The sequence below is a fragment of the Bradyrhizobium symbiodeficiens genome (assembly GCF_002266465.3).
GTDB classification, from domain to species: Bacteria; Pseudomonadota; Alphaproteobacteria; order Rhizobiales; family Xanthobacteraceae; genus Bradyrhizobium; species Bradyrhizobium symbiodeficiens.
This window is the reverse complement of record NZ_CP029427.2, coordinates 5,912,277-5,932,442: the sequence shown is the minus strand read 5'-3', so window position 1 is coordinate 5,932,442 and position 20,166 is coordinate 5,912,277. Positions and strand designations below refer to the sequence as shown.

The following is a 20,166-nucleotide window of genomic DNA, read 5'->3' as shown; positions in this document are numbered from 1 at the left end:
ATGCAGGCACGAGACAGCGCGGCGGCCATGGTGATCGAACAGCAGGTCGCGGACACCGGGGTGACGACGACGGAGGCAGCGGCAGGCGATGCGCTGCTGCCTGTGCTGCTGCCGGTCGTGAGCGACGAGGCCGTGGCCGACGGCGCGGATGCGGCGAGATCGGATGAAGTGCGCGGCCTGCTGGCGGCAATCCGCCGGCTCGAGAGCATCGTCGAGGAGGAGACGGTCGCGCTCGCGACGCGCCAGAAGATCGATTTCGACGATTTCAGCGCGCGGAAGAGCCGCAGCATGCTCGAATTCGTCCGCCTGATGCGGGCGCGGATGCATCTCGGAGGCGACGTCGAGGTCACCGAGGAAATCCAGCGGCTGCGCGAGAAGCTCGAGCGGAATCGCTCGATCCTCGAAATGCACTATGACGCGGTGCGCGAGATCGCGAGCGTCATCGTCAAGGCGATCAAGGAAGCCGAGTCCGACGGCACCTATACCGGTCGCGCAGCGCAGGACGGAACATGATCAGACTGGTGCTGGCCGGGCTCTGGGTATGCATCCTCACCGCGGGCACGAGTTACGGCGTGGCCTATTGGAAGGAAAACGGCAGCCTGCTGCCGGCGAAGGACGAATATCTCGACGGCCTGCAATACCAGAAGACGCGAGCATTGAGCGTGCCCATGGTCGAGAACGGCAATGTGCAGGGCTACATCGTCGCGCGCTTCGTCTACACCGCGGATGCACGGACCCTGCATCAGCTCAACGTTCCGCCGGAGCCGTTCGTCGTCGACGAGGCCTTCCGCAGGATCTATGCCGACGAGCGTCTCGATTTCAGGAAGCTCGCCCGCTACGACCTCGCCATCCTGACGACCGCCATCAAGCAGCGCGTCAACGAGCGGATGCAGGCTGAAGTCGTCCAGGACGTCCTGGTCGAGGACTTCAATTACGTCTCCAAGGAAGAATTCCAGCAGAAGCCGTAGCTCTTTTCTGCTGCCATCCTTCGAGACGTCGCTATGCGGTTCCTCAGGATGAGGACGGAATGCGCGGCTCCAGTTTCAGCGCGCACCGGGGACCGATTAGCCTCATCCTGAGGAGGCGCGTCAGCGCCGTCTCGAAGGATGAGGCGTGCGCTCTGCTCGCCGCCTCCAAACGCGCAACGGCCTTCCGCGAAGGTGCTTCGCAGAGGCCGTTGTCGGTTTCGCCGGAGGCCGTGTCAGTTTCCGGCCGGGTAGGCCGCCGGGACGGCATGCGCCCTGTTGAGGATGATGCCGACCTCGTCGAGCTCCTGCATCGGCACGTCGAGGGTCTCGCCGGCGGGGATGTCGAGGCGGTATCCGACGTAACGCCGGGCCACGATCGCGTCGAAGCCGAGGCGGTCGCGGAGCTTCTTGCGCAGCTTGCTGACGTGACTCTCGATCACGCTCTCGTCGAAGGTGGACTCGAAGATGCCGTAGACCGCGTTGAAGATCTGCGTCTTGGTGATCCACTTGCCGTGATTGCTGACCATATATTCGAGAATGCGCAGTTCGCGGCGGGGCAGGGTGAGGGCGTGGCCCGCGATCTCGGGGTCACGGCCGTTGAAGAAGACCTGGATCCTGCTCTCGCAGGGCCTCGGCAGCTCGCCCACCCGGCGGCGCGCGATCGCGGCCGTTCGGGCCAGGATCTCGCGCAGGTGGATCGGCACGTGCACGACGTCGTCGACGCCCGATTCGAACAGCTCCAGCGTGTTCTTGAGCATCTTCTGGCCGCTCATGGCGATGATGGGAGCGGAGGAACGCTTGCGCATCGCCCGCGGCAGGCTTCCGCGGGCATCGCAGTCCCCGAGGAGGAAGGCGTCCACCGCTGCCAGATCCGATTCACTCGCGGATTGCAGCCAGTCCCAGAATTCCCCGGAGGAGAAGCCGATCGACGATACGCCTTCGCGAACGAGCCCTCCGACATAGCTGTTCGCGACGCTCTCGCGATCATCAACGATTATATACATCAGTCTTTCGCCCCTGTTTCGCACCTGTCGCGGCCGGATGGTTGTTATGATGCCCGGCTCGGCAACGATGCTGTTTGACGACATTCCTTCCCGCGAACCGTTGTTATGGTCTCGATATTCGCGGGCAGCCCTACGCATTCAGTGCCTGCGTCTCGCAGGCCTGGTACTTCAACTCGATACTGAACGCTTACTGCGTGAGGCCCGGCGGGTGTCTTACGGATCACCTCGCGGAGCGGATTGAGAACCGACCTAGACCAGTTGCGCCAAGTTGCTCATCGCGTCCGAACACGACTGAATCTGTGTCGATCTCCTCGCCAACTGGCGAGAATCACTTGAGTAGGACCGTAACAATTGCCGATTTCCGATCAAGCGTGCGTAACAAAGCGTTTGCTACGTGTGCTTGATGCTGTTGATTTGTTTCTGGTTGTTTCTTGATATCTTCAAGCGCATCAGTTGCTTCGGAAACCAAACTAGTTCTGCACCCTGACGGTTCTAAGGTTCCGCATCCCCGTACAATAACAGCTATTTTAGTGGTGCTGTGGATCAGGCATATCGAGGGGATTTCAACCCGGGATTGACTCGGGTGCGCGGGTTTCCACATGCGACAATTCGACTCACGTGTGGCGGCGAGACTCCAGCTTGGCGAAATCTTGGCGAGTGTGTGTCTTTCGAGTCGCACTCTCGCCACGTGCATGACGCGGTTGACTGATGTGACGTCGCATCGCGCGCGATGAAAGATTTTCGATACGCACGTTTCAGGCAAGCTTCGGCACCTAACGTCACCGTTCGACAGATCGAACCGAACGGAGCATTTTCACATGTTGTCCGATGGACAAGCGCGCCCCGGCGCGACCGCTGATGTTTCCGCAACGGCGAAGCCGGCTCCCGAAGCACGCGAGACAAAGGATGATACGGCGCGAGCGGCCAAGCCTGCTGCGGGCGCAAAGCGTGTGTCGGCCGCGGCGAGCGACGAAGTTCTCGCGAAGGAGGCACTCGAGGGGCTGAAACGCATTCGCGCCAAGGCGCGTCTCGACAAGATGGCGATTTCCAAGCCGGCGCCGACCGTGATCAAGCCGGCCATAATCGTCGCCAAGCCCCCGCCGCCCCGTCCGACATGGGTTGCGCCGCTCGCAACATTGGCGGTCGCCGCCATGTTGGTGGTCTGCGCCTGCACCGGCGTGATCGCCTATCTCACCACGCAGCCCGCCCAGAACAACGTTGCGGCCAATACGGAGATCAGGAATCTGCGCGAGACCGTCGCGCAACTGCGCAAGCAGGTGTCCGGCGTGTCGGAAAATCTCGACGGCCTGCGCACCGCGGTGGATCAATCGAGCAAGGCGACCAATGACCGTTTCGGCAGGTTTGCCGAGAATTTGGACCGTATCGAGCGGGTGAGCTCGTCCTCGACGGTGAAGCTCGACAAGCTTGCTCAGGCGCAGGTTCAGACGCCGGCGCCGGCCATGGTGCAATCGCAGCCCGCGCCACAGCAAGGGGCGATGGTGGCCTCGGTCGCAGCGCCCGAGTTCACGGGTTCGGTCTCTCCGTCCGAGCGCGCGCCGGCGCCGCGCAAGGTGATCAAGGGCTGGTCGGTCCGCCAAGCCTATGAAGGCATTGCGATCCTGCAGAGTCCGAACGGCGTCATCGAGGCGGTGCTGGGACAGCAGGTGCCGGGCCTTGGTCGCATCGAGGAGATCAGGAGCGAGAACGGGCGCCTGGTGGTGGAGGCGAGCGGCGGCGTCATCTATTCGTCACGCAAGGCAACGCCCTGATCGAGGGCTGTCCTCTATTGGCGGTGATGCTCGAAGCTGGTGCATAGCAGGTCGACTTCCGCCTCCGCGATCGGCGAGCGAAACAGGCGACAGCTGAACTCGGCCGCGGCCTTGCTGTCGGTGGCGGTGCGCTCCTCCCGGAGGAAGATGCATCGCTTGCAGACGTCGGTGTGGTGCCGCTGCTCGGCCGCGTCCGACTGATCCAGCACGTGACGGAACGTGTCGCGGAAGCGGATCTTGACCTCGTCGTCGAGGACGGCGATCGCCTCGACCAGAACGTTGACGGGATCGCGCACCAGGAATTTCTTGCCCTGCTGCGTCACGCTCAGCATCACCGACCGCTTGTCGGTGGCCGAGCGTTTTCGCTCGATATAGCCCAGCCGCTCGAGCTCCCCGATGATGAACGAGGCGGTGCCGCGCGTGGTGCCGACGTAGCTCGCGAGCGCCGAAGGCGTCCGGGAAAAGCGGTTGGCGCGGGAGAGGAAGCGCAGCGCCATCCACTCGCGGTCGCGCAAGCCGTGCTTGGTGCCTTCGAACCACAGGATTCGTGCAACCTGTTCCAGCAGTTCAATCGATTCGCGAGCCAAATTCATTTCAATTCCAGATCGGATAGACTTTATTCAATTGAGCCTTGGGGGTGCGCAATCCGTGTGGGACGAGAATGAAGTTCGTGCGTGGCCCTTCGTCCGTTGCCGGACGGCGGACCGCGCGTGGGAAGAAGCTCTCCGTTGCGGAGATGGAACTTCCGGCCGTGGAACTACGGTGTCACGAAGAAAGTTCGAGTAAATCGCACGGCTCAAGTCCTCTGAAAATTTCAATCAAAATCACGACGGCTCGCGTCCAGTTGTCGGTGATATGCGGAGCGCGAGCAACATGATGTGTCATTGCGGCGGCTGCGGTATCCATTTGTTGCGAGTGAGCGTGTCGAACGCGCACGGATGCGCATCACGTGCAGCACCTGGCGGTGCGGCCGGCCGGGAGAGAACGCTGTTTTTTCGGTTAACGGATGTTGCAATGCGGTGCAGCTAGACGGTTAAGTCCGGCACATCGGCGATGGGAATGTCGGAGTGTCGTTGGGCATCGACCAAGCAGCGCCGGTCAACGTCAAACGTGCAGCATGAGCCGCCACCGTAGCCTCCTGCGTGCCGCGGTCGCCGGACTTTGTCGCGATGGGCTGATGGCCGAGACCGCGCCGCTGAAGAAACGGCAGGGCCCTGCTGAAAGCGCGCGTGCTCGCAGGCTGGTGATTTGCGTTTCGCTGGCGATTATTGGCGAATGCGTCGCCCCGGGGGGGCACCATGCGCAGCAGGAAGGGATCGATTGATGAGCTTCGAGACCACCATGACTTCGGACGTCGTCGGGCTGACGAAAATCGCCCCGGTCTCGCGCCGCGGTTTCATGAGTGCCACCGCGGCCGTCGCCGCCGGCTACACGCTTGCGGCCGGGCCCGTGCGCGCCGAGGCGATCGCGACCGACACCAATGGCCTGCAGGTCGGCGACGCCAGGATCAAGGTCGGCTCCGAACAGATGCCCGCCTATTTCGCCCGTCCCGCCGGCAACACCAAGGCGCCGGTGATCATCGTGGCGATGGAGATTTTCGGGCTGCATGAGTACATCAAGGACGTGACGCGGCGCCTCGCCAAGCTCGGCGCGTTCGCCGTCGCGCCTGACTATTATTTCCGCAAGGGCACCGACCTGACCAAGATCTCGGAGATCAAGGACCTCTTGTCGGTCGTCAATGCCAAGCCGGACGCCGAGCTGTTGTCCGATCTCGACGCCACGGCGGCGTGGGCGGGATCGCAGGGTGGCGACGCCACCAGGCTCGGCATCATCGGCTTCTGCCGGGGCGGCCGCACGGTCTGGGAATATGCCGCCCACAGCGGCACGCTCAAGGCGGGCGTCGCCTTCTACGGCACGCTGGTCGATCCCGCCAATCCGCTCTGGCCGAAGAGTCCGATGCAGCTCGCGCCCGAGATGAAGGCGCCGGTGCTCGGCCTCTATGGCGGTGCGGATACCGGCATTCCCGTCGCACAGGTCGAGCAGATGAAGGCCGCGCTGGCGGAGAACAAGAAGACCGCCGAATTCAAGATCTATCCGGAGGCGCCGCACGGTTTCCATGCCGACTACCGCGGCAGCTACCGCAAGGACGCCGCGGAAGATGCCTGGAAGCAGGCCGAGGCGTGGTTCAAGAAGTACGGCGTCCTGAGCTGACGCCTGGACAAACAAAGGGCGGCCCGATCGGCCGCCCTTGCTCGTTCAAGTCAAGCCGGTCTCACTTCGTCATCGCGCCATAGACGATGTCCTGGACCTGCTCGCGATAATACTTCCTGAGCTCGCCGGGCGCGGCCGTCCCCACGACGACCACGAGACGTTCTTGATCTCGGGGCCGAGATGGTTGGTCGTCATGTGATGCACAGTCTTCGGACCGAGGATGCGCTGGCCGTCGAGCTCGCCGCCGTTGAGCAACATCTGTCCGAAACGGGTGTAGTCGCCGACCGTCGCGAACGAGCACGCGCCGCCGCAATCGAACTTGGTCGGGGTGTCCAGCAGCTTGATCGCCTGCGGCTTGCCCGTCAGCGGATCCTTGGCGAACGGACGGGCGAGACGAGGGCGCTGCGCGTCGGTCGGGTGGAAGGTCGCGTCCTTCATGCCGAGCGGCTGCCAGACATTGGCGGCCAGATAGTCGCCGAGCTTCTGCTCGCTCACCTTCTCGACGACGGCGCCGAGCACGTCGATCGAAAAGCCGTATTCGAACTCGGTCGAGGGCTGATGCGCCAGCGGCAGCTTGGTGATGCGGTCGATGAAGGCCTGGGTATCGCCCTCGATCGCCGGCGCTGTGCCGTCAGGGTATTGCCGTGCCACCGGGCTCGATGAGTCCGGGCGACCGCCATACATCAATCCGGAGGTGTGCCGGTAGAGATCGTGGATGAAGATCGGCGTGGCCTGCGGCTCCAGCTTGAGCGAACCGTTGGCCTCGGTCACGCCGACCTTCATGTCGGCAAAGCCGGGATAGTAATTGGACAGCTTGGCCTGGAGCGGCAACCGTCCCTGCTCCATCAGCGTCAGGCCCGCGACCGCCGCCATCGGCTTGGTCATCGAGGCCAGCGCGAAGATCGCGTCGACCGGCATCGGCGTGCCTTTGTCCGGATCGAGCATGCCATAGGCCTTGTAGTGCACGAGCTTGCCGTCGCGCGCGACGGCGACGACCGCACCGGGGACGCGCTTGGCGGCGATCTCGCGGGCGAAGAAATTGTCGAGGCGCGCAAGGCCCTGACTGGAGAAACCGACGTCGTCGGGTTTGGCTTCGGGCAGCGGCGCGGCGTTGGCCGTACCGAATGTGATGACGGTAGCCGCCGCCGCGATCACAGCGATCGTCTTGTTCATGATGTCCTCCCGCGCGAGCTCGTTGTGAGAGTGGCTCGCTGGACGCCTAGATCACGACTGCACCGGCGCGAAGTCAAGCGCGAGCGGGGTATGTCTGGGACGCGTCGGAGATGCCGGAACTTATCGTGCTTCGCCTGCGTGCCACAACGCATCGAGGCCGCGCTGATAGGTCGGGTGGACGAGTGCGACGCCGAGCTCGCGCTTCAGTTTCGCATTGGAAACGCGGGCGCTGCTGGCATAGAAGCTGCGCGCCATCGCCGACATCTCGGCCGTCGCGAAATCCTCTTCCGGCGGCGGCGCAACGCGCATCAGTTCAGCCGCATAGGCGATCACGTCCTGCGGCGGCGCCGGCTCGTCGTCGCAGACGTTCCAGATGCCGCCGCTTCCGTGTTGAATGGCGGCCATGATCGCGCCCGCGATATCGTCGACATGGATGCGGTTGAAGACCTGGCCGGGCTTGATGATGCGCCGGGCCGTTCCCGCCCGCAGCGTCGCCAGCGCGTTGCGGCCGGGGCCGTAGATGCCGGCAAGCCGCAGGATCGCGGTATCGCCAATGTCCATCCAGGCCTGCTCGGCGGCAACCCGCATGCGGGCGCGGTCGAGCGTCGACTGCGGCGGGGTGCTCTCGTCGAGCCAGCCGCCGCCGTGATCGCCGTAGACGCCGATGGTGGAGAGATAGACGATCCTACGGCGGCCCCCAGCGAGCACGTCGCCGAACGCCGCGATGGCGGGATCGCCGGTGGTGCCGGGCGGGATCGACACCAGAAGCACGTCGGCATCACGAACTCTCTCGACCGTCTCGCGTGCGGGGGATCCGCCGGAAAAGCCGTGCACCTCGATGACGGCGAGGTCATCCCGCTTTGCGGGATCGCGCACCGTGCCGGCGATATGCGAGAAGCTGCCGCCGTGTTGGCGGGCGAAGTGCCGGGCGCTGTAGCCGAGGCCGAGGATGAAGAGCCGCATGCGTCTCCCGTGCAGATGAAAGTTCCCGCGCAAGCTGCGCGTCCTTCGCTCATAAGAGATTTTTGGGTCCGGCAAAAGATATTACGATTTGTCTCGCCTCATGCCCCGGGCGATGTTCGGCTGTCACAGGGAGGCACCGATCATGCGGGCAGAGGCGCCGGTTTTCGCACCGGCGGACGCCAATGAACTGATCCGGCGCGCCGCCGCGCTGATCCTCGACGTCGACGGCACCCTGGCCGAGACCGAGGAGCTGCATCGGCAGGCCTTCAACCACGCCTTCGCCCACCACGGTCTCGACTGGCAGTGGGACCGCGCCCTCTACAAGGACCTGCTGCGGATAACCGGCGGCAAGGAGCGCATGCGCGCCTATCACGCCCGGCTGGGAGGCGCGGCGCCTCTGTCGGACGTGGACATCGCGGAACTTCACCGCATCAAGACCGTGCATTATGCCGGGCTGGTCGAGACCGGCTGCTGTCCGTTGCGGCCCGGCGTGGCCGAGTTGCTCGCCGCGGCGAAGGCGCGCGGCCAGCGGCTTGCGGTTGCGACCACGACCTCGCACGGCAATATCGATGCGCTGCTGTCGCAGGCACTGGGGCCGGGCTGGGCTGCAGGGTTCGACGCCATCGTCGCCGGTGACGACGTCAGGCACAAGAAACCCGCGCCGGACGTCTATCTGGAAACCCTGGCGCGGCTGAAGCTGGGCGCGGCCGACTGCGTCGCCATCGAGGATTCCGCCAATGGGCTGATCGCGGCCTCGCGCGCCGGCATTCCGGTTGTGATCACCCGCAGCATGTTCTTTGCGGATGATGATTTTTCCGCGGCGCGGTGCGTGCTGGACGATTTGTCGGAACTTGCCGGCAAATCAAGAATGGAAAAACAACCCCATGCACAGTAGGTCACGCCGGCGTGTCGGCCGCGGTCAGTGCACCCGGTGGCTCGCTCTATCGTCTTCAGCCTGCTCGACTATCTGCGCGATCGGGCTCGACTGGTGGTGCACCAGCCGCCACTCGTCTCCGACGCGGCGGAAATGGTTCGCCGCGGCCAGAGCGGTGCCGTCGACGATCTCGATGCAGAGCACGCGGGCGCTGTCGCCGTCGACGATGACCTGCGGCTCGGCGCAGACGATTTGGGGACGCTCCGGGTTTTGCAGGATGTCGCGCCAGCTTCCGATCACGGTGGCGCGGCCGATGATGGCCGGCCAACCGGGATGGATGCAGGAAATGGCGTCGTCGGCCGCCCACATCTGTTCCATGCCGTCGAAATCGCCGGTCGAAAACGCGGCGTAAAAGGCCGCGTTGGCGGCGATGATCTTGCTGTCCTTTGCCATCGCTCTCGGGTGGGGCAAGGACAGCCAAAAATCAAGCGCGACTTCCGTCGATCTTGGCCGCAGTGCAGCATTCAAGATCGCCCGCTCTGTCGGCGATCCCCGCGAGGTCCGGCAGGGGGCAGGCGGACGAAGCCGCATCACCCGATCGCGAAATCGGCCGCCGTCTCGGCGTGAATGGCCGTGGTGTCGAAGGTCTCGACCGAGGTGTCGTCAGGGCCGACCAGCATCGTGATCTCGGTGCAGCCGAGGATGATGCACTCCGCGCCGGCGGCCACCAGTGCCGCCATCACCTCCCGATAGCGGCGGCGCGAAGGATCGGCGACAACTCCAAGGCAGAGTTCGTCGTAGATGATGCGGTTCACGTCGGCGCGGGCCTCAGTAGGAGGAACCAGCACGTCGAGATCATGCGCGCGCAGCCGGTCGATGTAGAAGTCCTCCTCCATCGTGAACCTGGTGCCGAGCAGCCCGACGCGCCGGTAGCCCTTCGCCCGGATCCGTTGCGCCGTCGCATCGCCGATGTGAATGAACGGAACGGTCACGCTGGAGACGATATCCGGCGCCAGCTTGTGCATCGTGTTCGTGCACAGCACGATCGCCCGTGCGCCGGCGCTTTCGAGGCGCTGCGCGACCTCCGCCAGGCTAACCGCCGCCTCGCTCCAGTGGCCGGCATACTGCATCTGCTTGATCGCTTCGAAATCGTAGGAATACAGCAACAGCGGGGCAGAGTGCAGCTTGCCCATGCGATCGCGGACCCGCTCATTGATGAGCTTGTAGTAGAGCGCCGTGCTCTCCCAGCTCATGCCCCCGATCAGGCCGATGGTTTGCATTCCGGTGTCCTCGACGATGTGGTCCGGCCGGACCGTAGACGAAGATGGCGAGGCTCGGTAGCGCCCTCACGCGGGCCACGCATGCCGGGCTACAAGACCTTGCGTTGCCCGACGGGCGATACACGCCAGCGCTGGGTCAATCAACCTCGGCCAAAATATTCCACTTTACCGAAATTCGGTTTCCGCGTATGTGTCGCCCATCCTGATCCGGCGAAAGGGGCGGTCGTACGTCGTCACGAGCCGCGGATCGGGGAGCGGTGGACGCGGCAGCGTCGTGCACGAGAGGCGGGAGCAGGGCGGGATGAACCCCGTGAGCTCCAGGCGTCGTGCGGACGAACGGCGCTGATGCGTACGGCCAAATCGCGTGGTCCCGGCTGTCGTTGCTACAGCCAAGCCTTTGCGGAGGTGCGCCGAGCCCGACCGGGCAACGCGCACCATCAATTCGCGGGGTGACGGAGACAACAGGAATTCGTCTCCGGGGAGAGCGCGCCATACGCCGTCAAACATCGCGCAGGGAAGGCCGGATGATCGGCTGCCCTGTGTCTCCCTCGTGCATTGCGTGTGCAATGTGTTCGCACGGGGGTCTTGCGGGTGCCAGCCGGCACCCGGCCTTCCCTGCGCCCTTTCTTCGGAGAGGGCGTGAAGAGGTCAGCAAAACTCGGGCGAAACAAGCCGCGAGATGGTGAAGGTGTGTCTATTGAACAGAGGTCGTGCCCCGGACGCAGCAGCGCTGCTTCAGCGGTGCGCCGCAGAGCCGGGGCCCATCTCGCCGGGGGTGCGCTCGATCGTTATCGTCATATCATCGCGAATGGGCGGTCGTGCAAGGGGCACCGACGGGCATGACCTCTGCGCAGGCTACCAGGGCCTTTCGACCTTGCGCGCTCTCTCGACCTGTCTTACGCAGTTCCCGAATAACTGCGCATCGCCAGATCCCCGAGGGAGCCGACATGACCATCCGCAACACCCGCACCGGGGGCCAGATCCTGATCGATCAGCTCGTCGCCCAAGGCGTCGAGCGCGTCACCTGCGTGCCGGGCGAGAGCTATCTCGCCGCGCTCGATGCGCTGCATGACAGCCCGATCGACGTCATGATCTGCCGCGCCGAGGGTGGTGCTGCGATGATGGCGGAAGCCTATGGCAAGCTCACGGGGCGGCCGGGCGTCTGCTTCGTCACCCGCGGCCCCGGCGCGACCAATGCCAGCCACGGCGTCCACATCGCGATGCAGGATTCGACGCCGATGATCCTGTTCGTCGGCCAGGTCGATACCGGCATGCGCGAGCGCGAGGCGTTCCAGGAGCTCGACTACAAGGCGGTGTTCGGCACCATGACGAAATGGACGGTCGAGATCGATCGCCCCGATCGCATTCCGGAACTGGTGGCGCGCGCCTTCCGCGTCGCCATGCAGGGCCGCCCCGGTCCTGTGGTGATCGCGCTGCCCGAGAACATGCTGACCGAAACCGCCGCCGTTGCCGACGCCATGCGCATCGAGCCGGCCGTGAGCTGGCCGGCGCCGGCCGATATCGACAAGCTTGGCGCGATGCTTGCGGGCGCCAAGGCGCCGCTGGTCATCCTCGGCGGCTCGCACTGGACGGATGAGGCGACCAAGAGCATCGCGCGCTTTGCCGAGCGGTTTGACCTGCCGGTCGCGACCTCGTTCCGCCGGGCCTCGCTGATCGACGCCGATCATTCGCACTATGCCGGCGATCTCGGTATCGGGCCGAGCCCGGGCCTGAAGGCGCGCATCGACAACGCCGATGTCATTCTTCTCATCGGCGGACGCATGTCGGAAATGCCATCCTCGTCCTACACGCTGTTCGACATTCCGACGCCGAAGCAGAAGCTGATCCATGTGCATCCGGGCTCGGAAGAGATCGGCCGCGTCTATCAGCCGGAGCTGGCGATCCAGGCGACGCCCGCCGCGTTCGCCGCCGCCGTCGAGACGCTCAAGCCTGCCGGGACGGTGGCCTGGAAGGGCGAGCCTGCCAAGGCGCATGCCGATTATCTCGCCTGGACCGAGAAGGCGCGCGAGCTGCCGGGCACGTTCCAGTACGGCCAGGTCATGACGTGGCTGCGCGATCGCCTGCCGAAGGACGCGATCGTCTGCAACGGCGCCGGCAATTATGCCGGCTGGATCCATCGTCATCACCGCTTCCACAGTTTTGCTGCCCAGCTCGCGCCGACCTCGGGCTCGATGGGCTATGGCGTGCCGGCGGCGGTGCTGGCAAAGCGGCAATATCCGGATCGCACCGTCGTCGCCTTTGCCGGTGACGGTTGCTTCCTGATGAACGGCCAGGAATTCGCGACCGCCGTGCAATACGACGCGCCGCTGGTCGTCATCATCGTCGACAATTCGCAATACGGCACCATCCGGATGCACCAGGAACGCGACTATCCCGGCCGCGTCGTCGGCACCCAGCTCAAGAACCCGGATTTCGCGATGTACGCGAAGGCGTTCGGCGGCCATGGCGAGCGCGTCGAGCGCACCGAAGAATTCGCACCCGCCTTCGAGCGTGCGCTGACCTCGGGAAAGCCGTCGATCCTTCACTGCATCATCGATCCCAGGGCGATCTCGGTCGGCAAGGATTTTGCGCCCGCGGTGAAGGCTTAGGCGATGTCAGGGAGCCGCCACGTCGCCATCATCGGCGCCGGCGCGGTCGGCGTGATCAGCGCCATCGAGGCGCTGCGCGAGGGCCACCGCGTCACGCTGATCGATCCTGGCGAGCCCGGCGGCGAACAGGCAGCGAGTTATGGCAATGCCGGCTGGCTGTCGTCGCATTCGGTGATCCCGCCGGCCGAGCCTGGCATCTGGAAGAAGGTGCCGGGCTATTTGATGGACCCGCTCGGGCCGCTGGCGATCCGCTGGTCGTATTTGCCGAAGGCGCTACCCTGGCTGGTCAAATATCTGCTCTCGGGCTGGACCGAGGCGCGGGTCGAGAGGACCGCCTTTGCGCTCCGCGACCTGTTGAAGGACGCGCCGCTGCTGCACCGGACGCTCGCCGAGGAAGCCGGCGTACCTGAGCTTGTCGAGCGCAACGGCGTCATGCATGTGTTTCCGTCGCGCGGCAATTTCGACAACGATCTCGGCTGGCGCCTGCGCAAGAAGGTCGGCGTCGAGTGGCTCGAGCTCAACGCCGACGAGATGCGTCAGCGCGAGCCCGATCTGCATCCGCGCTACACCTTCGGCGTGGTGGTGGAAGAGGCCGGACGCTGTCGCGATCCCGGTGCTTATGTCGCAGCGCTTGCCAATCATGCGATCGCCGGCGGTGCCAAGCACGTGCGCGCCAAGGCGACCGGCTTGAGGTTGAACGGCGACAAGCTCGTGGCCGTCGTCACCGAGACGGGCGAGATCGCTTGCGATGCCGCGGTCGTCGCCGCCGGCGCGCATTCAAAACGGCTCACCGCATCGGTCGGGGATCCGCTGCCGCTCGAGACCGAGCGCGGCTATCACGTCATGATCGAGCATCCGGAATCGGGTCCGCGCAGCTCGATGATGGCGTCGGATGCAAAGATGGTGGTGAACTGGACCAACAAAGGCCTGCGCGCCGCCGGCACCGTCGAGATCGCGGGCCTGGAGGCGGCGCCGAACTGGAAGCGCGCCGAGATCCTGCGGGATCATCTCTTCAGCATGTTTCCAAAACTGCCGAAGGACATTCCGGCCTCGCGTATCAAGACCTGGTTCGGGCACCGGCCGAGCATGCCGGACGGCATTCCCTGCATCGGCCATGCGCGCGCCTCGCGCGACATCGTCTATGCCTTCGGCCACGGCCATGTCGGCCTGGTCGGTTCGGCCCGTACCGGCCGGCTCGTTGCCCAGCTCCTGAGCGGCAAGCCGCCGGAGATTCCGCTGGCGCCATTTGCGCCCGAACGTTTCCTCTGAGGTCGCAGCATGACCATTTCAGCCAATTCCCCCCTACGTATCGCCCGCGGCGGCAAGGCCATCTATGGCGCGCCGCTCGGCATCCTGATGCTGGAAGCGCGCTTCCCCCGCATTCCCGGCGACATGGGCAACGGCGCGACCTGGCCATTCCCTGTGCTCTATCGCGTGGTGAGCGGGGCATCGCCGGAGAAAGTAGTGCTGAAGGGCGCGGCGGGTCTGCTGCCCGACTTCATCGATGCGGCCAAGGATCTGGTGCGGCTCGGGGCCGAGGCCATCACCACCAATTGCGGCTTTCTCTCCCTGTTCCAGAAGGAGATCGCGGCCGCGGTCGGCGTTCCCGTTGCGACCTCGTCGCTGATGCAGGTGCCGTGGGTGCAGGCGACCCTGCCGCCGGGCAAGCGCGTCGGCCTCGTGACCGTGTCGGGCTCGACCTTGACGCCGGCCCATCTGGAAGGCGCAGGGGTGCCGCTCGACACGCCGCTGGTCGGCACCGAGCACGGCAAGGAGTTCTTTCGCGTGCTGATCAAGGCCGAGAAGGACGACATGGACGTCGCGCAGGCCGAGCGCGACGTGGTCGAGGCCGGCAAGGAGCTTGTCGCCAAAAATCCCGATGTCGGAGCGATCGTGCTGGAATGCACCAACATGCCGCCTTATGCGGCAGCGCTTCAGGCCGAGGTCGGGCTGCCGGTCTACGACATCTATTCCATGATCACCTGGTTTCACGCGGGCTTGCGCCCGCGCGTTTTTGCGTGAACGCGTCCGAGAGATCGTCACAAGTCCTGGAGTGAAGCCATGAAATTATCCGGCAAGGTTGCCGCCATCACCGGCGCGGCGCGCGGCATCGGCAAGGCCTGCGCGAAGAGATTTTTGGACGACGGCGTCAAGGTCGTGATCTCGGACGTCGACGCCGAGGGCCTCGCTGCCACGGCGGCCGAGCTCGGACATCCCGATGCCTTGCGCACCGTCGTCGGCAACGTCGCCAGGCGCGCCGACGTCGACCAGCTCGTCGCCACCGCCGTGAAGGAATTCGGCCGGCTCGATATCATGGTGAACAATGCCGGTGTCGCCCGCAATCGCGACATTCTGGAGATCACTGAAGAGGAATTCGACGAGATCATCGGCATCAATTTGAAGGGCGCGTTCTTCGGCGTCCAGGCCGCGGCCAGGCAGATGATCGCGCAAGGCGGCGGCGGGGTCATCATCAACATGTCCTCCGTGAATGCGCTGCTGGCGATCCCGGCGCTGGCGACCTACGCGATGTCCAAGGGCGGCATGAAGCAGCTCACCTCGGTCGCCGCCGTCGCGCTCGCCCCGCACGGCATCCGCGTCGTAGCGGTCGGGCCGGGCACGATCCTGACCGACATGGTGGCGTCGTCGATCTACACCTCCGAGGACGCCCGCAAGACCGTGATGTCCCGCACGCCGGCCGGCCGCGGCGGCGAACCGAGCGAGGTCGCGTCGGTCGTCGCGTTCCTGGCGAGCGACGATGCCTCCTACATCACCGGGCAGACGATCTATCCGGATGGCGGGCGATTGGTTCTGAATTACACGGTGCCGGTGAAGGACAAGTAGGGCTCTCACTCCGCCGCGATCGTCATGCCGTAACCGAGCCGCTTCGAAATCCCGCCCGCGCAATCCCGTAAGGCATGCGCGATCGGGCTGTCCCAGCGGGCGTCGAACGTGCCTTCCGGGCCCATCGCGGTGATGACCAGTGCGACATGGCCTGAATGGTCGAATACCGGCGCCGAGAACGCGTTGACGCCCGGCAGGGGATCGCCGAGTGCGCGGGCGAGGCCGTGCTTGCGCACCTCGGTGAGCATCTCGGCGAGCTTGGCGCCCTTCAGGGTGCGCTTGGGATTGTAGCCGACGCCGTGGCGATCGAGGCCGCTCTCGAGTGCGGCGTTGATCGTCTTTTCCGGCAGGAAGGCCGCAAAGGCCCGGCCGGTTGCGGTCTCGAGCAGCGCCATCACCGAGCCCGCGCGCATGACGATGTGGACGGGCTGGGCCGGCTCTTCGAGCTGCACCACGGTCGGGCCGTGCGTGCCCCATACGGCGAGAGACACCGCATGTCCGATCTGACTCGCGAGCGCGGCGATCTTCGGCCTTGCGATGCGCACGCCGGAGAGCCGGCGCAGGCTGATCAGGCCGAGCTCCAGCGCCAGCGCGCCGATCTCGTAGCGGCCGGTTGTCTCGTCCTGCTCGATCAGGCCGATGCGGGAGAAGCTGGCGAGATAGGGATGCGCCTTGGCCGGCGTCATGCCGGCCTCGCGGGCGAGATCGCGCAGCATCATCGGCTCGCCGCTGCGGGCGAGCGCCCGGAGCAGTTCTCCGCCGACCTCGATCGATTGGATGCCGCGACTCTCTCTCTTCATGCGCCTCCGAATGCGCTACGCCGCGTCGCGCTTGGCGGCGCTGTCGGCGAGATGACGGCCGGCAATGTAGCCGAAGGTCAGCGCCGGCCCAAGCGTGATGCCGGCACCCGGATAATTGCCGCCCATGATGCTCGCCATGTCGTTGCCGGCGGCATAGAGGCCGGGAATCACGCGGCCCTCGGCGTCGAGGGCCCGCGCGTTCTCGTCGGTGACGATGCCGGCATAGGTGCCGAGGTCGCCGATCACCATCTTGATGGCATAGAACGGCCCGTTTTCGAGCGGCGCGACGCAGGGGTTCGGGCCGTGCATCGCGTCGCCCTGGTAGCGGTTATAGGCCTTCGAGCCCTTGCCGAAGGCGGCGTCGTGTCCCAGCGGCGCCGTCGCGTTGAACTGCCTGACGGTCTCCACGAAGGCGCTAGCATCGATACCGGCCTTCGCCGCCAGCGCCTCCAGCGTATCGCCGCGCATCAGATAGCCGGACTTGAGGTGATGACCCAGCGGCATCGGGAAGGGTGGCACGCAGCCGAGGCCGTATTTCCGCAGCGTTGGGTGATCGCAGACGAGATAAGCCGCGATCTCCTCGCCGGGCTTGGCGGCCTTGACCATGGCCTGGACGAAGTCGTGATAGGAGTTGCCCTCATTGGCAAAGCGCCGGCCGTCACGCATCACCGCGATCACGCCGGGCTTGGCGCGGTCGATGAAATGCGGCATCACGCCCTTCGTGCCGTCCTTGCGCGTGGTCAGCGACACCGGCACCCAGGCCGCCGCGTTCGGCAGGCGATCCTCGACGTGCCCGCCGGCGGATTCCGCCAGACGCAGGCCGTCGCCGGTGTTGCCGGTCGGGCCGGGCGAGAAATGCTCGTTGCCGGTCGGCGCGTGCGGAAACATTTTTCTGCGCCGTTCGACATCATGCGGGAAGCCGCCGCAGGCCAGCACGACGCCCTGCCGCGCGCGGACGCGTACGTCGCGTCCCTCGCGCGACACGATGGCGCCGGTCACGGTGCCGTTCTCGACCGTCAGCTCGCGCACGGGCGAGGACAACCACATCGGAATCTTCAGGTCGAGCGCGGATTTCGCGAGGCGCCCGGCGAGCGCATTGCCGTTGGTCAACGTCATGCCGCGGCCATAGCGCAGCACGTCCATCAAGTGCCGCGACAGTCGCTTGGCGACATAGACCGCCGAGGTCAGCGACTTCGTCACCCGCATGAAATGGATGATCTCCTTGCCGCTTCCCAACATCATGCCGAACACGGTGAGCTCGGGGAGCGGCATGCCCAGCGTCTTGACGAGGTCGCCGAGCTCGCGGCCGTCGAACGGACGCGTCACCATGGAGCGGCCTCCTTGCGCGCCGCCGGGCGCCTCCGCGTGATAGTCGGGAAACACCAGCGGCATGTCGAATCGCAGCGCGGTCTTGCTGGTAAAGAAATCGACCGCCTCGGGACCGGCGCTGAGGAATGCATCGACGCGCGCGGCATCGTAATTGTTTCCGGCCTCATGCCGCAGATAGGTGTGGGCCTGCTCCGGCGTTTCCGCGATGCCGTAAGCCTTCGCCAGCGAGGTGCCGGGGATCCACAGCCAGCCGCCGGAGCGGGCGGTGGTTCCGCCGAAGCGCGGCTCCTTCTCGACGATCAGCACGTCGAGACCGCGATGGCGCGCGGTGATCGCGGCCGACATGCCGGAACAACCCGATCCGGCCACGAGCACGTCGCACTCGTAAGTCTCAATTGCGCTATGCTCGTTGCCGGTCATCACTCACCTCACTTCTTCAGGAGCGGACATTTGGACTCGGAGACTGGGCGGAAGGCGTCCTCGCCCTTCACGGTCTTGACGATCTCCAGGTAATCCCAGGGCTCCTTCGATTGCGCGGGCGTCTTCACCTTGGCGAGATACATGTCGCGGATGACGCGGCCGTCCTCGCGCAACTTGCCGCCGTGGACGAATGTATCCTCGATCGGCAGCTCGCGCATCTTGGCCATCACCTTGGCGGAATCGTCGGTGCCAGCGGCCTTGATGGCCTTCAGATAATGCAGCACCGAGCCGTAGACGCCGGTCTGGATCATGGTCGGCATCACCTTGGTACGCTCAAAGAATTTCTTCGACCAGGCGCGCGTTGCCTCGTCCATGTTCCAGTACGACGCGGTCGTCATGTAGGTGCCCTGCGCGGCCTTCAGGCCGATCGCGTGCACGTCGGTGTCGAACATCAGGAGGCCGACCAGTTTCTGGCCGCCCTGGACCAGGCCAAACTCGCCAGACTGCTTGATCGCGTTGTCGGTGTCCTGACCGGCATTGGCGAAGGCGACCACGTCGGATTTCGAGCTTTGCGCCTGCAGGGCGAAGGAGGAGAAGTCCGCAGTATTGGTCGGATGCTTGACGCCGCCGAGCACCTTGCCGCCCATCTCGTTGACGAAGCGCGTGGCGTCCTTTTCGAGTTGCTGGCCAAAGGCGTAGTCCGCGGTGATGAAGTACCAGGACTTGCCGCCTTCCTTGATCACGGCGGATGCCGTCACCTTGGACAACGCGTAGGTATCGTAGGTGAAATGCACGGTGTTCGGGCTGCACAGCTCGTCGGTCAGAGAGCTCGCGCCGGGACCGGAGAGCAGCGCGATCTTGTTGCGTTCGCGCACCATGTTGTGCACGGCGATCGCGATACCGGAATTGGGGATGTCGACCACGGCGTCGACCTTGCCGTTGTCGAACCAGCCGCGCACAATCTGCACGCCGACGTCGGTCTTCATCTGGTGATCGGCACTGATGATCTCGATCGGCTTGCCGAGCACGGTCGGACCGAACTCCTCCACCGCCATTTTGGCGGCCTCGACCGAGCCAGGTCCTGAGTTGTCGCGGCCCCAGCTCGACAGATCCGTCAACACGCCGATCCGCACCGCGTCGTCGGAGACTTGCGCGGTCGCCGCTGTGGTCATGGCAGCCGAAGTCATGGCCGCGAGCATGGCGCAGGCGAGATGCCCTCTCATGGTTGTTTCCTCTGTTTTATTGGCCGCTTGGCGCGGCTGGCTGGTTCGGAGGTAAATTAGATATAGGCAAACTGGTTTGTCAATGGCGAATGAGATGACGTGGCTTGGTTCGACGATGGCGTGTGACGCCGTTGCGGCATTGGCCTGCCGACCGTTTGTTTCTAAGAACGCCTCTGAGGAAACGAGTCCCCCAAGCCAGGGAACAGAACCATGACGAAGACGTATCGAGGTGACGTGCTCGCTGCGCCGGCCACGATGACCGCGGCGAAGCGGCGCCGGCCGCTGCGCAGGCTGCACCGAGGCCGATCTTTCCGGTGCCGATGGTGACGATCCCGATCGTCGGCGAAAGCCAGGTGTTCCAGGTCCGCCGCATCTACTGCATCGGGCGCAACTACGCCGCGCACGGGATCGAGCGCGGCTCGGATCCGAACCGCGAGCCTCCGTTCTTCTTCCAGAAGCCGACCGATGCGATCCAGAACGTCGCGACCGGCGAGATCGCCGATCATTCCTATCCGTCGCTGACCAGCAACTATCATCACGAGGTCGAGCTGGTCGCCGCGCTGAAATCAGGCGGCACCAACATCCCGGCCGATAGGGCGCGCCGGAAAATGTCGGCCCCGTGGTGAAGGGGGACGTGCTGCTCTGCAAGCTCGACGGCTTGCCGGATATGTCGATCAAGATCGTGTAGCGGCGGCTTTCGTC

General features: G+C 65.0%; 18 protein-coding genes and 2 pseudogenes. 11 read left to right on the top strand and 9 right to left on the bottom strand.

Annotated elements, in window-relative coordinates; translation table 11 throughout:
• Positions 1-513 carry a flagellar biosynthesis protein FlgN gene (locus CIT39_RS27885; protein WP_094977144.1) on the top strand — a complete coding sequence of 171 codons (513 nt, stop codon included), beginning with the start codon at positions 1-3 and terminating at the stop codon, positions 511-513.
• Positions 510-968 (top strand): hypothetical protein, encoded by a 459-nt coding sequence (locus CIT39_RS27880; RefSeq protein WP_094977145.1) that lies wholly within the window; start codon positions 510-512, stop codon positions 966-968. The genes CIT39_RS27885 and CIT39_RS27880 overlap by 4 nt, the downstream gene beginning before the upstream one ends.
• Before the next feature lie 233 nt (positions 969-1,201).
• Here CIT39_RS27880 and CIT39_RS27875 read toward each other — a convergent pair whose 3' ends face one another.
• Complete coding sequence (locus tag CIT39_RS27875) at positions 1,202-1,972, bottom strand: response regulator transcription factor (RefSeq protein WP_162307708.1); 771 nt, start codon at positions 1,970-1,972, stop codon at positions 1,202-1,204.
• Positions 1,973-2,790: 818 nt separating this feature from the next.
• On the opposite strand from CIT39_RS27875, the gene CIT39_RS27870 reads away from it, so the two are divergent.
• Positions 2,791-3,741: a hypothetical protein gene (locus tag CIT39_RS27870; RefSeq protein ID WP_094977146.1), complete on the top strand. Its 951-nt coding sequence runs from the start codon at positions 2,791-2,793 to the stop codon at positions 3,739-3,741.
• Between the two features lie 14 nt (positions 3,742-3,755).
• On the opposite strand, the gene CIT39_RS27865 is transcribed toward CIT39_RS27870, so the two are convergent.
• The gene (locus tag CIT39_RS27865; protein ID WP_094977147.1) at positions 3,756-4,334 is read right to left on the bottom strand and encodes a MarR family winged helix-turn-helix transcriptional regulator; all 579 of its coding nucleotides are present in this window, start codon (positions 4,332-4,334) and stop codon (positions 3,756-3,758) included.
• A 584-nt stretch (positions 4,335-4,918) separates the two neighbouring features.
• Here CIT39_RS27865 and CIT39_RS27860 point away from each other — a divergent pair.
• Together CIT39_RS27860 and CIT39_RS27855 are read left to right on the top strand one after the other, a co-directional pair.
• Complete coding sequence (locus tag CIT39_RS27860; RefSeq protein ID WP_155526035.1) at positions 4,919-5,065, top strand: hypothetical protein; 147 nt, start codon at positions 4,919-4,921, stop codon at positions 5,063-5,065.
• The gene (locus CIT39_RS27855) at positions 5,065-5,952 is read left to right on the top strand and encodes a dienelactone hydrolase family protein (RefSeq protein ID WP_094977149.1); all 888 of its coding nucleotides are present in this window, start codon (positions 5,065-5,067) and stop codon (positions 5,950-5,952) included. Before CIT39_RS27860 ends, CIT39_RS27855 begins: the two co-directional genes overlap by 1 nt.
• Before the next feature lie 61 nt (positions 5,953-6,013).
• On the opposite strand, the pseudogene CIT39_RS27850 reads toward CIT39_RS27855, so the two are convergent.
• Positions 6,014-7,125, bottom strand: a pseudogene (locus CIT39_RS27850) (serine hydrolase domain-containing protein).
• A 120-nt stretch (positions 7,126-7,245) separates the two neighbouring features.
• Positions 7,246-8,088, bottom strand: a complete 843-nt coding sequence (locus CIT39_RS27845) for an SDR family oxidoreductase (protein WP_094977150.1) — start codon at positions 8,086-8,088, stop codon at positions 7,246-7,248.
• 142 nt (positions 8,089-8,230) lie between these two features.
• Between CIT39_RS27845 and CIT39_RS27840 the strand changes: the two genes are divergently transcribed.
• Positions 8,231-8,983, top strand: a complete 753-nt coding sequence (locus CIT39_RS27840) for an HAD family hydrolase (RefSeq protein ID WP_094977827.1) — start codon at positions 8,231-8,233, stop codon at positions 8,981-8,983.
• A gap of 24 nt (positions 8,984-9,007) precedes the next feature.
• Here the strand turns inward: CIT39_RS27840 and CIT39_RS27835 are convergent, their stop codons facing one another.
• Both CIT39_RS27835 and CIT39_RS27830 read right to left on the bottom strand, forming a co-directional pair.
• Positions 9,008-9,415, bottom strand: a complete 408-nt coding sequence (locus CIT39_RS27835) for a nuclear transport factor 2 family protein (protein ID WP_094977151.1) — start codon at positions 9,413-9,415, stop codon at positions 9,008-9,010.
• 137 nt (positions 9,416-9,552) lie between these two features.
• Positions 9,553-10,242: an aspartate/glutamate racemase family protein gene (locus CIT39_RS27830; protein WP_094977152.1), complete on the bottom strand. Its 690-nt coding sequence runs from the start codon at positions 10,240-10,242 to the stop codon at positions 9,553-9,555.
• A 947-nt stretch (positions 10,243-11,189) separates the two neighbouring features.
• Between CIT39_RS27830 and CIT39_RS27825 the strand changes: the two genes are divergently transcribed.
• The 4 genes from CIT39_RS27825 to CIT39_RS27810 are packed head-to-tail and all read left to right on the top strand — an operon-like array spanning position 11,190 to position 15,692.
• Positions 11,190-12,851, top strand: coding sequence for a thiamine pyrophosphate-binding protein (locus CIT39_RS27825; protein WP_094977153.1), 1,662 nt, complete (start codon positions 11,190-11,192; stop codon positions 12,849-12,851).
• A 3-nt stretch (positions 12,852-12,854) separates the two neighbouring features.
• On the top strand, positions 12,855-14,120 hold the full coding sequence (locus CIT39_RS27820) for an NAD(P)/FAD-dependent oxidoreductase (RefSeq protein ID WP_094977154.1): 1,266 nt from the start codon (positions 12,855-12,857) through the stop codon (positions 14,118-14,120).
• Positions 14,121-14,129: 9 nt separating this feature from the next.
• Entirely contained in the window at positions 14,130-14,873 is a 744-nt protein-coding gene (locus CIT39_RS27815) for an aspartate/glutamate racemase family protein (RefSeq protein WP_094977155.1), read from the top strand.
• Between the two features lie 39 nt (positions 14,874-14,912).
• On the top strand, positions 14,913-15,692 hold the full coding sequence (locus CIT39_RS27810; RefSeq protein ID WP_094977156.1) for an SDR family NAD(P)-dependent oxidoreductase: 780 nt from the start codon (positions 14,913-14,915) through the stop codon (positions 15,690-15,692).
• 5 nt (positions 15,693-15,697) lie between these two features.
• On the opposite strand, the gene CIT39_RS27805 is transcribed toward CIT39_RS27810, so the two are convergent.
• Genes CIT39_RS27805 through CIT39_RS27795 form a run of 3 tightly spaced genes read right to left on the bottom strand, consistent with a single transcriptional unit; the run spans position 15,698 to position 19,464 of the window.
• A complete protein-coding gene (locus CIT39_RS27805; RefSeq protein WP_094977157.1) occupies positions 15,698-16,492 on the bottom strand; it encodes an IclR family transcriptional regulator in 795 nt (264 codons plus the stop codon).
• Between the two features lie 15 nt (positions 16,493-16,507).
• Entirely contained in the window at positions 16,508-18,241 is a 1,734-nt protein-coding gene (locus tag CIT39_RS27800; RefSeq protein WP_094977158.1) for an FAD-dependent oxidoreductase, read from the bottom strand.
• Positions 18,242-18,249: 8 nt separating this feature from the next.
• The gene (locus tag CIT39_RS27795; protein WP_094977159.1) at positions 18,250-19,464 is read right to left on the bottom strand and encodes an ABC transporter substrate-binding protein; all 1,215 of its coding nucleotides are present in this window, start codon (positions 19,462-19,464) and stop codon (positions 18,250-18,252) included.
• Positions 19,465-19,674: 210 nt separating this feature from the next.
• Here CIT39_RS27795 and CIT39_RS27790 point away from each other — a divergent pair.
• Positions 19,675-20,152: pseudogene (locus CIT39_RS27790) on the top strand (fumarylacetoacetate hydrolase family protein).
• Positions 20,153-20,166: the final 14 nt, after the last annotated feature.